The sequence below is a fragment of the Dietzia sp. Die43 genome, from assembly GCF_024519835.1.
Taxonomy (GTDB): domain Bacteria; phylum Actinomycetota; class Actinomycetes; order Mycobacteriales; family Mycobacteriaceae; genus Dietzia; species Dietzia kunjamensis.
The window spans coordinates 1-13,979 of the sequence record NZ_JALJRF010000028.1; the positions used below are offsets into that span (position 1 = coordinate 1).

13 protein-coding genes and 1 pseudogene are annotated in these 13,979 nt (G+C 70.9%); 7 read left to right on the forward strand and 7 right to left on the reverse strand.

Features of this window, described 5'->3' with window-relative positions:
* Window positions 1-276: pseudogene (locus tag NR111_RS17555) on the forward strand (HNH endonuclease); the annotation flags it as partial.
* 101 nt (window positions 277-377) lie between these two features.
* Here NR111_RS17555 and NR111_RS17560 read toward each other — a convergent pair.
* Window positions 378-794, reverse strand: a complete 417-nt coding sequence (locus NR111_RS17560) for a cytochrome c oxidase subunit 4 (protein ID WP_067714151.1) — start codon at window positions 792-794, stop codon at window positions 378-380.
* A 36-nt stretch (window positions 795-830) separates the two neighbouring features.
* Window positions 831-1,949 (reverse strand): cytochrome c oxidase subunit II, encoded by a 1,119-nt coding sequence (locus NR111_RS17565; RefSeq protein WP_172812122.1) that lies wholly within the window; start codon window positions 1,947-1,949, stop codon window positions 831-833.
* A gap of 229 nt (window positions 1,950-2,178) precedes the next feature.
* On the opposite strand from NR111_RS17565, the gene asnB reads away from it, so the two are divergent.
* On the forward strand, window positions 2,179-4,104 hold the full coding sequence (asnB, locus tag NR111_RS17570) for an asparagine synthase (glutamine-hydrolyzing) (protein ID WP_067714154.1): 1,926 nt from the start codon (window positions 2,179-2,181) through the stop codon (window positions 4,102-4,104).
* An 18-nt stretch (window positions 4,105-4,122) separates the two neighbouring features.
* Here the strand turns inward: asnB and NR111_RS17575 are convergent, their stop codons facing one another.
* Both NR111_RS17575 and NR111_RS17580 read right to left on the reverse strand, forming a co-directional pair.
* A complete protein-coding gene (locus NR111_RS17575) occupies window positions 4,123-5,100 on the reverse strand; it encodes a carbohydrate kinase family protein (protein WP_067714157.1) in 978 nt (325 codons plus the stop codon).
* 73 nt (window positions 5,101-5,173) lie between these two features.
* On the reverse strand, window positions 5,174-5,521 hold the full coding sequence (locus NR111_RS17580; RefSeq protein WP_067714160.1) for an iron-sulfur cluster assembly accessory protein: 348 nt from the start codon (window positions 5,519-5,521) through the stop codon (window positions 5,174-5,176).
* 166 nt (window positions 5,522-5,687) lie between these two features.
* Between NR111_RS17580 and NR111_RS17585 the strand changes: the two genes are divergently transcribed.
* Genes NR111_RS17585 through NR111_RS17595 form a run of 3 tightly spaced genes read left to right on the forward strand, consistent with a single transcriptional unit; the run spans window position 5,688 to window position 8,956 of the window.
* Complete coding sequence (locus NR111_RS17585) at window positions 5,688-6,383, forward strand: DUF3043 domain-containing protein (protein ID WP_067714163.1); 696 nt, start codon at window positions 5,688-5,690, stop codon at window positions 6,381-6,383.
* Between the two features lie 41 nt (window positions 6,384-6,424).
* Window positions 6,425-8,173, forward strand: a complete 1,749-nt coding sequence (gene cobT / locus NR111_RS17590) for a nicotinate-nucleotide--dimethylbenzimidazole phosphoribosyltransferase (protein WP_067714166.1) — start codon at window positions 6,425-6,427, stop codon at window positions 8,171-8,173.
* A 6-nt stretch (window positions 8,174-8,179) separates the two neighbouring features.
* On the forward strand, window positions 8,180-8,956 hold the full coding sequence (locus tag NR111_RS17595) for an adenosylcobinamide-GDP ribazoletransferase (protein ID WP_256821552.1): 777 nt from the start codon (window positions 8,180-8,182) through the stop codon (window positions 8,954-8,956).
* 9 nt (window positions 8,957-8,965) lie between these two features.
* Here the strand turns inward: NR111_RS17595 and NR111_RS17600 are convergent, their stop codons facing one another.
* Together NR111_RS17600 and gcvT are read right to left on the reverse strand one after the other, a co-directional pair.
* Window positions 8,966-10,057, reverse strand: a complete 1,092-nt coding sequence (locus NR111_RS17600; protein WP_067714172.1) for a branched-chain amino acid aminotransferase — start codon at window positions 10,055-10,057, stop codon at window positions 8,966-8,968.
* A 32-nt stretch (window positions 10,058-10,089) separates the two neighbouring features.
* Window positions 10,090-11,202, reverse strand: coding sequence for a glycine cleavage system aminomethyltransferase GcvT (gcvT, locus tag NR111_RS17605; RefSeq protein ID WP_067714174.1), 1,113 nt, complete (start codon window positions 11,200-11,202; stop codon window positions 10,090-10,092).
* A gap of 142 nt (window positions 11,203-11,344) precedes the next feature.
* Between gcvT and NR111_RS17610 the strand changes: the two genes are divergently transcribed.
* Entirely contained in the window at window positions 11,345-12,859 is a 1,515-nt protein-coding gene (locus tag NR111_RS17610; protein ID WP_256821553.1) for a leucyl aminopeptidase, read from the forward strand.
* A 29-nt stretch (window positions 12,860-12,888) separates the two neighbouring features.
* On the opposite strand, the gene NR111_RS17615 is transcribed toward NR111_RS17610, so the two are convergent.
* Window positions 12,889-13,254, reverse strand: a complete 366-nt coding sequence (locus tag NR111_RS17615; RefSeq protein ID WP_067714176.1) for an oxidoreductase — start codon at window positions 13,252-13,254, stop codon at window positions 12,889-12,891.
* A 313-nt stretch (window positions 13,255-13,567) separates the two neighbouring features.
* Here NR111_RS17615 and NR111_RS17620 point away from each other — a divergent pair.
* Window positions 13,568-13,979, forward strand: a 412-nt coding sequence (locus NR111_RS17620; RefSeq protein ID WP_306228702.1) for a biotin/lipoyl-containing protein, incomplete at its 3' end; no start/stop codon positions are given.

The following is a 13,979-nucleotide window of genomic DNA, read 5'->3' on the forward strand; positions in this document are numbered from 1 at the left end:
ACCGGACACACCCTCACCACCCACCCCGACGGGCCCCTCGCACGCTGGCGCCACCACACCACCGACACCGACACCGGGGCTGCGACCGACACCAGGGCCGACCCCGACGCCGACATCCCACCCCCACGCCGCCCCTGGCTCAACCCCCGACCACAAAGCACCCACTGGTACCGACGCGCCCTACGCCTGGCCGCCGAACGCAAAGCCAACACCATGGCCCCACCACCAGACACCCCACCCGACCACCACCACGACCCCGACCCACCACCCTTCTGACCGGCGCGCGGCGAGCCCGGGCCGACACCCTGGTGGCGACAGCACAAAGGCCCGGTGTCGCAGCGTGCGACACCGGGCCCCGGTGGAAGACGGTCAGACGGTCAGTGCTTCTCGCGTCCCCAGTGGTACTCGAAGACCAGGCCGCAGGCGGTGATGACCAGCGCGACGGCGCCGCCGATGAGCACCCACCAGTTCCAGAAGGCCGCTCCGTAGCCGATGATGAAGACCGAGAAGGCCACCAGCACGGGCCAGTAGCTGTGCGGGCTGAAGAAGCCGAGCTCGCCGGCGCCGTCGGAGACCTCTGCCTCCTCGAAGTCCTCGGGCAGGGTGCTGATGCGCCGCGCCACGAAGCGGAGGTAACCACCGATCAGCAGGCTCAGGCCGGCCGAGAGCACGAAGGCCGTGGCGCCGACCCACTCGACGCCCGTCCGAGACGTACCGGTGAGGTAGGCGTACGCGATACCCATGACGGCCAGGAAGATAAACAGGGCGTCGAAAATTCGTACTGTTGCGTTCATCGTTCAGGAATCCTTCGCGTGATACCGGGAGAACCGTCAGTTGCCCGACGCGGTCTCGATGATGTTGTTCTGGTCACGGGTATCGCTGCGTCCGGTCTTGAACGGTGCGGTGGAGGTCGAGTACGGGTCCTGGCCGATCGACTCCAGCGCCTCCGCGTTGGACGCGGTCGGGTTGTCCTGACGGAACTGGATGTACTGGGCGAAGGCCTCCGGCGATACCGCGCGCAGCTCGAAGTTCATCATCGCGTGGTAGACACCGCACATCTCGGCACAGCGTCCGACGAACGCACCCTCGCGATCGATCTCCTCGATCTGGAACATGCTCAACTGCTGGTTCTTGCCCGGGTGCGGCATGACGTCGAGCTTGTAGATGAACTCGGGGATCCAGAACGAGTGGACCACGTCGGCCGACGCGAGGCGGAACTCGATGCGCGTGTCGGTCGGCAGAACCAGGACCGGAACCTCCTCGGAGGTACCGACGGTCTCGATGTTGTTGTAGTGGAGGTACGACTTGTCCTCGGCAAGACGACCGTGGATCGGGCCGCCGGCCGCCGGCTCACCGTCGCGACCCAGGGCCTCACGGACCTCGTCGGAGAGCACACCGGCCTCCTCGGCCGCGCGCTGCGCCTCGACGTTGGTGCCGTCCTCGATGCTGGCCCCCGCGACGTCGACCTTGTTGTAGCCGAACTTCCAGTTCCACTGGTAGGCGGTGACGTCGACCTTGACGCCGACCTCCTCCTGCGGACGGAGATCGAGCACCTTGTTCTGCGTGACCACGGTGAAGTAGAAGAGCACGGAGATGATCACGAACGGCGCAGCCGTGTAGATCAGCTCCAGGGGCACGTTGTACGCAGTCTGGCGCGGGAACTCGCCGTCGTCGTTCTTCCGCTTGCGGTGGAACGCCATCGACCAGAAGATCAGGCCCCACACGAAGAAGCCGACGATGAGCGACGTGATGACGGTGCCCGTCCAGAACTCGCGGATCGCGACGCCCTCCGGGGTGATCCCGGTCGGGAAGCCGAAGTTCATCGTCTGGTTCCACCACTTGTTGTCGGTTTGGAGGCTACAACCGGACAACAGCAAGCCCAATGTGCCGAGAGACATCGCGAGTGTCGCCCTGCGCGTCCGACGACGCCCGTCACGCTGTTCCACCATCACGCCTTCCTGATCAGCGGCACCGACCACGTGGCCGGGACACCTTAAAAGAGTAGACCACGGCTCTCAGAATGGAAGCCGCGGGTCCGGCAATTCACCCGCCCGCTCCCCCACGCCGTCGGCGGGGGGCCGGAGGGGTTCCGCCGACCAGTAGTATTCGATCGCGTCGCGACCCGCTCGGGCGGGTCACCGCTGACGCCCCGACGACGATGGACGAGGTACCCGACGCATGTGTGGCCTGCTTGGTCTGATCACCCCCGACGGCTCCGCCCGTACCCACGAGGCGCGGGTCCTCGGCGCCATGGGGTGCCAGCGCCACCGCGGCCCCGACGAGGTGGGCACCTGGGTCGACGGCGACATGGCCTTCGGGTTCAACCGCCTGTCGATCATCGACATCGCGCACTCTCACCAGCCGCTCCGCTGGGGTCCGCCCGAGCAGCCGGACCGTTACGCGCTGGTGTTCAACGGGGAGATCTACAACTACCTCGAACTCCGCGAGGAGCTGCAGCGCGAGCACGGTGCCGTGTTCGCCACCGAGGGTGACGGCGAGCCGATCGTCGTGGCGTTCCACCACTGGGGCCCCTCGGCCGTCCGCCGGCTCCGCGGAATGTTCGCCTTCGCGATCTGGGACACCGTCGAGCGTTCGCTGTTCGTCGCCCGGGACCCCTTCGGCATCAAGCCCCTGTACATGGCGACCGGACCCGGCGGAACCGTGTTCGCGAGCGAGAAGAAGTCGGTCACCGAACTGATCGACCTCGTCGTCGTCGACACCTCCCTCGACACCCGCGCCCTCCAGCACTACGTCACCCTCCAGTACGTCCCGGAGGACGAGACCCTCACCCGGGGCGTCCGGCGCCTGGAGTCGGGATGCCATGCCACGGTCACCCCCGGCACCGAGCCCGTGATCCAGCGCTACTTCGAGCCCACGTTCCCCGTCGTGCCCGTCGCCGACGGCGACGCCGAGCGCCGCTACGACGAGATCGCCGCCGCACTCGAGGACTCGGTCGCCAAGCACATGCGCGCCGACGTCACCGTCGGCTCGTTCCTCTCGGGGGGCATCGACTCCACCGCCATCGCCGCCCTCGCGCGACGCCACAACGAGAACCTCCTGACGTTCACCACCGGTTTCGAGCGCGAGGGGTACTCGGAGATCGACGTCGCCGCCGAGTCGGCCGCCGCGATCGGCGTGGAGCACATCGTCAAGGTGGTCTCGCCCGAGGAGTTCGCCGCCGCGATCCCCGAGATCATCTGGTACCTCGACGAACCGGTGGCCGACCCGGCGTTGGTCCCGCTGTACTTCGTCGCCCGCGAGGCGCGCAAGCACGTCAAGGTCGTCCTCTCGGGTGAGGGCGCGGACGAACTGTTCGGCGGCTACACCATCTATAAGGAGCCCCTGTCGCTGGCGCCGTTCGAGAAGGTCCCCGGTGGGATCCGTCGTGCGCTGGGCCGACTCAGCACCCGGATCCCGGAGGGCACCCGGGGCAAGAGCCTGCTGCACCGCGGCTCGATGAGCCTCGAGGACCGGTACTACGGCAACGCCCGCTCCTTCTCCGACGCGCAGGTGGAGGCGGTCCTCCGCGACTACCGACCGGAGTGGAGCCACCAGGACGTCACCGCGCCGATCTACGAGCGGTCCCGCGGATGGGACCCCGTCGCGAGGATGCAGCACCTGGACCTGTTCACGTGGCTGCGCGGCGACATCCTGGTCAAGGCCGACAAGGTCACCATGGCCAACTCCCTCGAGCTACGGGTGCCGTTCCTCGACCGTGAGGTCTACGAGGTCGCGTCGCGGCTCCCCCACACCGAGAAGGTCGCCCACGGCACCACCAAGTACGCACTGCGCAAGGCCCTCGAACGGATCGTTCCCGCCCACGTGCTGCACCGGAAGAAACTGGGATTCCCCGTCCCGACCCGTCACTGGCTGGCCGGGCCGGAGTTGCACGACTGGGCACGCGAGCACGTGGCGGCGTCCGGCACCGACGAGTTCGTGGACAAGGCCGCGGTACTGCGGATGCTCGACGAGCACCGCCGCGGCGAGTCCGATCACAGTCGTCGCATCTGGACCATGCTGTGCTTCATGATCTGGCACGGCATCTTCGTCGAGGGCCGGATCACCCCAGACATCGAGCAGCGCGAGTACCCCGTCCGCCTCTAGCAGGAGGCGGCGGGACGGTCAGGCGGGAAGGAGCGCCGACAGTTCCTCGGCGGCCTCGTCCCCGTAGGCATCGACGAGCCGGCGGCGGGCGGCGGCCGGGTCGATGGTCCACTCCTGCGTGCCCGTGGTCTCCAGGACGTGGGTGGCGATGAGGGCCCCGAACTGGGCGGAACGCTCCAGCGACAACCCGTCCAGGACACCGGAGAGGAAGCCCGCCCGGAACGCGTCGCCGACCCCCGTGGGATCCAGCAGGTTGTCCGACGGGACGATCCCGACCTCGATGGGCTCCGCGCCCTGCTCGACGATCACGACGCCCTTCCCACCCCGGGTGGTGACGCGAGTGCCGACCTTGGCGTCCAGCTCCTCGGCCGACCACCCGGTCTTGTTGAGCAGCAGCTCGTACTCGTATTCGTTGGTGAACAGGTACCGCGCCCCGTCGACCAGCTCACCGGCCGCGTCCCCGTCGAGGAACGCGAGCTGCTGGGAGGGATCGGCGGCGAAGTCCAGACCGAGCTCGCGGCACTCCATCGTGTGGGAGTGCATCGCCGTGGGGTCGTTGGCCCCGATGAGCACGATGTCCGGACGGCCGATCCGCTCGGCCAGGCGAGCCAGCGAGATCGTCGCCGCCTCCCCCATCGCACCGGGGTAGAACGACGCGAGCTGCGCCATCTCCGAATCGGTCGTGCACACGAACCGCGCCGTGTGCAGAGCAGAGCTGATGTGGACCGCCGAGCAATCGACACCGTGCCGCTCGAGCCAGTCGCGGTACTCGGCGAAGTCCTCGCCCGCCGCCCCCACCAGATGGGGTCGCCGACCCAGGACGCCGAGCGCGAAGGCGATGTTGCCGCCGACCCCGCCCCGGCGGATCTGCAGCGAATCCACCAGGAAGCTCAGCGACACGTGCGCGAGCTGGTCCGGCAGCAACTGCTCGGAGAAGCGACCCGAGAAGGTCATGAGGTGGTCGGTGGCGATGGAACCTGTGATGACTACGGGCATGCCCCAGACAGTAGACGACCCGGACCGATCGGTGATCGGCCCGGGTCGCCCGGTCGTCAGTGCGACCGCGGCGTCAGTTGAACGAGTCGCCGCATGCGCAGGAGCCCGTGGCCTGCGGGTTGTCGATGGTGAAGCCCTGCTTCTCGATGCTGTCGACGAAGTCGATGGACGCACCGGTCAGGTACGGGACACTCATCCGGTCGACGGCGAGCTTGATGCCGCCGAAGTCGTCGACCACGTCACCGTCGAGCGAGCGGTCGTCGAAGAAGAGCTGGTAGCGCAGGCCCGCGCAGCCACCGGGCTGGACGGCGATGCGCAGCGAGAGGTCGTCACGACCCTCCTGGTCCAGCAGGGCCTTGGCCTTGGCGGCGGCTGCCTCGGTGAGCAGTACGCCGGTAGCGGTGTTCTCCGCAGTGGTCATGTCGGTTCTCCTTGCGATCGGAAGAGGGCTTCGGGGGCGTCGTGAAAGGTTCAACGCCCACCGGGGAGTCCTCTATTCCCCGGCACCCGTTCCCCCGCACACGATACGCCTGCTGTCGCCCATGGGTGAATGTCCGGCGCCGGTGTCGATCGCCTAGCCTGGGTGTGTGAAGTTGCGTGCATTCGGCTCCAGAGACGACGAGAGCGGCAAAGGCTCCCCCGCCCCCGAGGGGCGGCCCGCGTCCGCGGATGCGGCTGCCTCCGAGCCCTCCGGCGACCCGCGCCGCCCCGCGGGCAAGGGGAAGCCGACGCCCCGTCGTCGCGACCAGGAGCGCGCCCGCGGGGTGCGCCAGGGTCCGGTGACCGCGCCGGTCACCCGCAAAGAGGCCAAGGAGCGCAAGAAGGCCGCCCAGGCGACCATGACCAAGGACGAGCGTCGGGCCGCCAGGGCCGGCGAGCGCGCCGCGCGCGAGGAGCGCCGCCAGCTCATGATGGAGGGCGACGACCGTTACGTGCTCTCCCGTGACCGCGGAGAGGTCCGCCGGTTCGCGCGCGACTGGGTCGACACCCACCGGCGCCTCATCAACTGGTTCATGCCGCTCGCCCTGTTCGTGATCGTGTTCCAGCTCATCCCGAACCCGACCCTCATGGTCTACAGCCAGACCCTCTTCCTGGTGCTCATCATGGTCGTCGTCGTCGACGGCATCCTCCTCGGACGAACCGTGAACAAGGCGGTCCGCGAGAGGTTCCCGTCCACCGACGACACCGGTTTCGGCATGGGGTGGTACGCCGTCATGCGTGCGACGCAGCCCCGCATGCTCCGCACCCCCCGGCCCCGGGTCCGCCCGGGCGACGCCATCTGACCCGTCCAGAGCCACTGATCCCCGGAAGGGCCTGACCCCCCATGCGCCTGCTCGTCCTCGGTGGTATCCGCTCGGGCAAGTCCGCCCACGCCGAGTCGGTGGCCGCGGCCACCGACGACGACGTCGTGTACGTCGCCACGGCCCGGCGCGACCCCGGGGACGACGAGATGGCCGCGCGGATCGAGACACACCGCGAGCGCCGGCCCACCCGGTGGGTGACCGAGGAGACGGAGGACATCGTCCGGGTCCTCGCCGACCACCCGACATCGACGGTCCTCGTGGACGACCTCGGAGGCTGGTTGACGCGTCGGATGGACGCCACACTCGGGTGGACCGACGGGGGTGCCGCGGTCGCGGCGGACCTGGACGCCCTCGTCACCGCTGTCGCCGAGCACTCCGGCACCCTCGTCCTCGTCTCGCCCGAGGTCGGTCTGGGAGTCGTGCCGGACACGCTCTCCGGTCGGGTGTTCGCCGATGTGATCGGTTCGCTCAACCGGCGGCTGGCCGGGGTGTGCGACTCGGCGGTCCTCGTCGTCGCCGGTCGCCCCCTCCCCCTCGAGGCCGTGCACCCGACCGCCGGTGGCGCCACTCGCACCCCGGACGCCCGGACGGGGGCGGCCGCCGTGGCCACCGGTACGACGGTGGCCGCCGCCGGCGCGCCCGAGGCCGAGGCCGCGGCCGCGCCCCGGGACCTCGATACCGTCCCCCACGACTTCCCCGGCCTGGGCGACGTGTCGTACTACGACGACCCCGTCGCCTTCCCCCCGGTTCACCCGCCGTCCCACTCCGTCGCCGAGGAGGCCCGCGCCCGGCACCTCACGCTGACCAAGCCCGCGACATCCCTGGGCCGACTCGAGGAGCTCGGTGTCTGGATCTCCTCCTGCCAGGAGACGTGTCCGCCGCGCCCGCTCGACCGCGCCAGGGTGGTGGTGTTCGCCGGTGATCACGGGGTCGCCGGGCACGGAGTGTCCGCGTTCCCGCAGGAGGTCACGCTGCAGATGGCCGACAACATCGTCGGCGGTGGAGCAGCGGTGTCCGTCCTCGCGCGCACGGCCGGCGCCTCGGTCCGGGTGGCCGACATGGCGATGTCGGCCGAGCGACCCGGCGGGCTCGACGACCACAAGGTCCGCCGCTCCAGCGGGTCCATCGACCGGGAGGACGCACTGACCCCCGACGAGGTGCGGGCCGCGATCGCCGCCGGACGCCGTATCGCCGACGAGGAGGTCGACTCCGGGGCGGACCTGCTCATCGCGGGCGACCTCGGCATCGGAAACACCACCCCGGCGACCGTGCTGACGTGCCTCGTCACCGGTCGGGAACCGGTCGAGTTGGTCGGGCGCGGAACCGGGATCGACGACGAGGGCTGGATGCGCAAGACTGCGGCGATCCGGGACGCGATGTTCCGGGCGTCCGGCGATCTGCGGGATCCCGTGGCCATGCTGCGCAAGGTCGGTGGTGCAGACCTCGCCGCGATGGCCGGATTCCTGGCCCAGGCGGCGATCCGGAAGACCCCGTGCCTGCTCGACGGATCGGTGGTCACCTCCGCCGCGCTCATGGCCGAGGCGATGGCACCCGGTTCCCGCCAGTGGTGGGCGGCCGGTCACCGCAGCGCGGAGCCCGCCCACACCGCCGCGCTGACGTACCTGTCCCTCGACCCGATCCTCGAACACTCGATGCGTCTGGGTGAGGGAAGCGGGGCCGTCGCCGCCCTGCCCGTCGTCCACAACGCCGTCGCGATCCTCACGCAGATGGCGACCTTCGCCGACGCCGGGGTCGCCGGCAAGGACTGACGACCCGTGCTCGACGCGGCCCGGCTCGCCCTGTCGTGGATGACGGTCCTGCCGGTCGGCCGGCCCGGGGTACCCGACGCCGCGGCGGCCGGCCGGGCGATGACCGCGATGCCCGTCGTGGGACTGGTGTGCGGCGTCGTGGCGACCGCCCTTGCCCACGGCGCACACGCGTCGGGAGCGGGCGCGCTGCTGTCCGGGGTGGTCGGCGTGGCAGGCGTGCTGGCGCTGACCCGCGGCATGCACGTGGACGCGTTGGCCGACACCGCGGACGGACTCGGGTCGTACGCCGGCCCGGATCGCGCACTGGAGATCATGCGGTCCGGGTCCGTCGGGCCGATGGGGGCCGCCGTCCTGGTGTTGGTTCTGCTCGCCGAGGTCGCGGCGCTGGGCACCCTGGTCGACTCGGGCGCCTGGCTCGCCCCGGTCGCCGCCCTCGTCCTCTCGCGCTGCCTACCTGCCGTCCTCCTGCGCCGGGGCGTCCCCCCGGCATCGCCGACCGGCTTCGGCGCGCTCGTCGCCGGCTCCCAGTCCCGCGTCGCCGTGGCGGGGACCGCACTGGTGTGTGCGGCCGCGGGCGCCGCGCTGGCGGGGTCAGGGTGGTCCGCCGCCACGTGGTGGGCCCCCACGACCGGCGCCGTGGCGGGCGTCGCCGCCTACGGCGCCGCGGCGGGCTTCGGCCGACACGCGGTCCGCCGGTTCGGCGGGATCAGCGGGGACGTCCTCGGAGCGGTGATCGAGACGGGCACCGCCGCCGCGCTCGTGACGGCGGTGCTCCTCCTCTGACGCGGCCGCTCAGGCCAGACGCGTCATCCAGCCGAACGGGTCCTCCACGGAGCCGCGCTGGATCCCGGTGAGCGTCTCCCGCAGGCGCATGGTGATGGCCCCGGGGCCCCCGTCGCCCACCGTGTATCCGCCGCCGGAGTGCTGCACGGACCCGACGGGGGTGATGACGGCGGCGGTGCCACACGCGAACACCTCGGTGATCTCGCCGGAGGCCACGCCCGACTCCCACTCGTCCACCGAGACCTTGCGCTCGGTCACGGGGTAGCCGAGGTGGCGGGACAAGTGCAGGAGACTGTCGCGGGTGACGCCCGGCAGCAACGAGCCGGACAGTTCGGGGGTCACGATCTCGGCGGAGTCGCCGGAGCCGAGGACGAAGAACAGGTTCATCCCGCCCATCTCCTCCACGTACTTCCGCTCGATCGCGTCGAGCCAGACCACCTGGTCGCATCCCTTGGCCGCGGCCTGCTCCTGGGCGCGCAGCGAGGCGGCGTAGTTGCCGCCGAACTTGGCGGCGCCGGTGCCGCCGGGGCTGGCGCGCACGTACTCGGTGCTCAGCCAGACGCTCACGGGGGCCACGCCGCGGGAGAAGTACGCGCCGGCCGGGGAAGCGATCACCGAGTAGAGGTATTCGTCGGCCGGCCGCACGCCGAGCCCGGTCTCGGTGGCGATCATGAAGGGCCGCAGGTAGAGCGCCTCCTCACCGCCGGCGGCGGGCACCCAGTCGCGGTCGATCGCCACGATCTGCCGCAACGACTCCATGAACAGCTCTTCGGGCAGCTGCGGCATGGCGAGGCGCTCCGCGGAGCGGTTGAAGCGGGCGGCGTTCTGCTCGGGTCGGAACGAGGCGATGGAGTCGTCGGCCTGCCGGTAGGCCTTGAGGCCCTCGAAGATCGTCTGCGCGTAGTGCAGGACCACGGCGGACGGGTCGATGGACAGGGGGGCGTACGCCTCCACGACCGGGGTGCCCCACTGCCCGTTCGAGTACGGGAGGGTGACCATGTGGTCGGTGAAGTGCTTGCCGAAGCCGGGGGCGGCGAGGATGGCCTCGCGCTCGGCGGTCGATCTCGGCGAGGCGGACGGACGGACGTCGAACTCGGACATTGCGGGTCTCGTTCCTGGAGGAAGGGGGCGGGTCAGCGGGTGCGGATCTCGATGAGCGGGGGTACCGCGAGGCGGCACGGTACCTCTCGTCCGCGTACGTCGACGACGACCTCGTCGCCCTTCTTCAGACCCGCGTCCAGCTCGATGAACGCGAGCGCGATCCCCGTCTTGAGGGTCGGTGAGAACGTGCCGGAGCTGGTGACGCCCACGTCGCGTCCACCGGCGCGCACGGTCTGTCCGGCGCGCGGGATCCCGCGTCCGGTGACCTCGAGCGCGTACATCCGGCGGGCGGGGCCGGCCTCCTTCTGACGCAGCAGTTCCTCGCGCCCCCAGAAGGCGGGCTTGTCCCAGCCGATGGCCCAGGCGCAGCGTGCCTCGAGCGGGCTGAGGTCCACGGACAGTTCGTTGCCGTGCAGCGGGTAGCCGGCCTCCGTGCGCAGCGAATCGCGGGCACCGAGACCGCACAGGGCGCCCTCGCGGGACAGCACCTGCTCGGCGAGCGCGTCCCAGATCGGGCCGGCCTCGTCCCAGGCGGGCAACACCTCGAAGCCGTACTCGCCGGTGTACCCGGTGCGGCAGATCCGCACGGAGTGTCCGTTCCAGTCGGCGTCGACGTACGCCATGTAGTCGAGGTCGGTCGGCAGCCCCACCGCCTCGAGCACCTCTCCGGCGAGCGGGCCCTGGACCGCGATCACGGCGCGGGAACGGTGTTCGTCGGTGACGGTGACCCCGGGCGCCCGCTCGGCCGCGGCGGCCTGCATCCGGCGGACCACCTCGGCGGTGTTGGCGGCGTTGGGGATGAGGAAGATCTCGGAGTCGGAGACCCGGTAGGCGATGAGGTCGTCCACCACTCCCCCGGACTCGTCGCAGCACAGCGTGTACTGGGCGCTGCCGGCGGCGATCCGGTCGAGGTCGTTGGTGAAGCACGAGTTGACGAACTCCGCGGCGCCCGGGCCGGTCACGAGCGCCTTGCCGAGGTGGCTGACGTCGAACAGCCCGACGGCCGTGCGGGTGGCGGTGTGTTCGGCGACGGTGCCGGCGTACTGCACCGGCATCGACCAGCCGCCGAACGGGGCGAAGGTGGCGCCGGCCTCCACGTGGCGGGAGTGCAGTGGTCCCTCGTGAAGGTCCCCTGTGTCTGTCATGTGGCCACTCCTCGCGCTCTTCGGTCCGGCTGCCTGCCCACGTTAGTCGATAGACTATGGTGCCCTCGCCGTGGCGGTCCCGCCGCGTCGTCCGGGCATCACGACCCTTCCCGTACGTCCCGCCGACCCCCAGGAGCGCTTCATGCCGACCGCGCAGTCGATCCTCACCCACAGCCCTGATCTCGCCCCGATCGAGGCGGTCACGACGCCGGTGGACGCCGACGTCGTGGTGGTCGGTATCGCGGCCGATGCCGGGGCCGGAGAGGATGCGGCGCCCGTCGTCGTCGCCCCCGGCCTGGAGGGTGGGGTCACCGCGGCGCTCGCCGCGGTCGCGCGGTCGGTGGGCGCGTCCACCAAGGTCGCCTCCACCACCCGTGTCCCGGCGCCGGACGGTGTGTCGGCCGGGTCCGTGGTGCTGGTGGGGCTCGGGTCCTCCGACGACGAGGTGTCCGACGAGTCCCTGCGCCGCGCGGCCGGCGCCGCCGCGCGGGCCTGCCGCGGACTCGGGTCCGCCCTGGTGTTGCTGGACGCCGAGCGCGCGGAGCCGGTGGCCCTGGGAGCGGGGCTCGGATCGTTCCGCCCGGCCAAGGTCACCTCCAAGAACGACGACGACGACGAGAACAGCGATTCGCTGAAGGTGTTCGTCGCCGAGGGCGGCGCCGACGCCGTGACCCGCGCCGCCACCGTCGCCGAGTGTGTCGGGCTGGCGCGCGATCTGGTCAACACCCCGCCCAACCTGCTGTTCCCCGGATCGTTCGCCGATCGGGCCGCCGAACTGGCCCGCGACGCCGGTCTGGAGGTCGAGGTGCTGGACGAGGAGGCGCTCACCGAGGGTGGCTACGGCGGCATCCTCGCCGTGGGCGGCGGCTCCTCCCGCGGCCCGCGCATGGTGCGGCTCACCCACCGGGGCGCCGAGGGTCGACCCACCGTGGCCCTCGTGGGCAAGGGCATCACCTTCGACACCGGCGGCATCTCCATCAAGCCGACCGCCGGCATGGAGCAGATGACCATGGACATGGGTGGCGCCGCGGCCGTGGTGGCCACCGTCATCCTCGCCGCGCGGCTGGGCCTGGATCTCACCGTGGTGGCGACCGTGCCCATGGCGGAGAACATGCCGTCGTCGACGGCGTACCGGCCCGGCGACGTGTTGACCATGTACGGGGGCACGACCGTCGAGGTGAAGAACACCGACGCCGAGGGGCGGCTCATCCTGGCCGACGCGATCGTCCGCGCCTGCGAGGACTCCCCGTCCCATCTCATCGACACCGCCACCCTCACCGGTGCGCAGATGGTGGCGCTGGGCAAGAAGACCCCGGGTGTCATGGGAACCGAGGACTTCCGCGACCGGGTGGCCGACCTCAGCCGGTCGGTCGGCGAGGGCGGCTGGCCGATGCCGCTGCCCGAGGAGTTGCGTGCCGGGCTGGATTCCGAGGTGGCCGACCTGACCCACGTCACCCCGCACCGGTGGGGCGGCATGCTCTCGGCCGGACTGTTCCTCTCCGAGTTCGTCGCGGACGGCGTCGAGTGGGCACACATCGACGTGGCCGGCCCCGCCTACAACGACGGTGGCCCGGAGGGGTACCTGCCCAAGGGCGGAACCGGGGTGCCCGTGCGGACCATGCTCGCCGTCCTCGAGGACATCGCCGCCGGAGCCTGAGTCGGCCGCGGGCGGCGGGGTCAGCGCGGCTAGCCCCCCTCGGGCTCGCGCAGCCGGTCGCGGAGGCGCTCGGCCCGCTCGCGCCGCTCACGCTTGATGCGGACCTCCTCGTAGTCGCGCATCCGTTGGGGGTAGCCCCGGACCGCGGCGTCGAACAGGGGCAGCTTCAACTGCGCCGCGAGTTTCCGCGCGGTGGCCACGTCGCCCACCGGTCGGCGGGTCCACTCGCCGTCGAAGGCCACCAGGCACAGGCCGGGGACCGAGACGAGGGTCTCCGGTTCGAGATAGGCCTCCACGCCCACGCGGGTGCGACACCACCGGCGCAGGTGGTCGAGATCGGCCGGATCCGCCCGGACCCGCGGCCCACGACGCCCGAACAGGTCACGGATACCCACCGTCGATCCCTCCCGTCGGGCCCCCGTACGGGGTGAGGGCCTCCTATGGGACACGATCGTACCGACGCCCGACGCCCGTCACGCTGCGGGCGACCGGCGGATCGGGCACCCACCGGGGTCGGGATCGGCACGTCCGCCGACGCCGAGAGGTGGCAGAGGGCACAATGGACGACGATCCTGGGTGGGGGCGCCACCGCGCATCCGGCCCCGGATCGACACGACGAACAGATAACTCACACCCACGACGCCGCTCACGCGGGCGCGGACCGCGCTTGCTGGCAGCGAATGAGAACTCTTGAGGAGTCACGACACCATGGCCTTCTCCGTACAGATGCCGGCTCTCGGTGAATCCGTCAGCGAGGGCACGGTTACCCGCTGGCTCAAGAAGGAGGGGGACACGGTCGAGGTCGACGAGCCGTTGCTCGAGGTCTCCACCGACAAGGTCGATACCGAGATCCCGTCGCCCGCCGCCGGCACGCTGAAGAAGATCGTCGCCGATGAGGACGAGACGGTCGAGATCGGCGGGGAACTCGCCGTCATCGACGACGGCTCGGGCGGGTCCGACGACTCGGACGAGTCCGACGACGACTCCGGCTCCGGCTCCGGCTCCGCCGATGATGCCGACGACTCTGACGACGAGGCCGACCAGGCCGACGATTCCGCGGATGACGAGTCCGCCCCGGCCAAGAAGTCCTCCGGAGGCGGGGGCGGCGGCAAGGGCACCG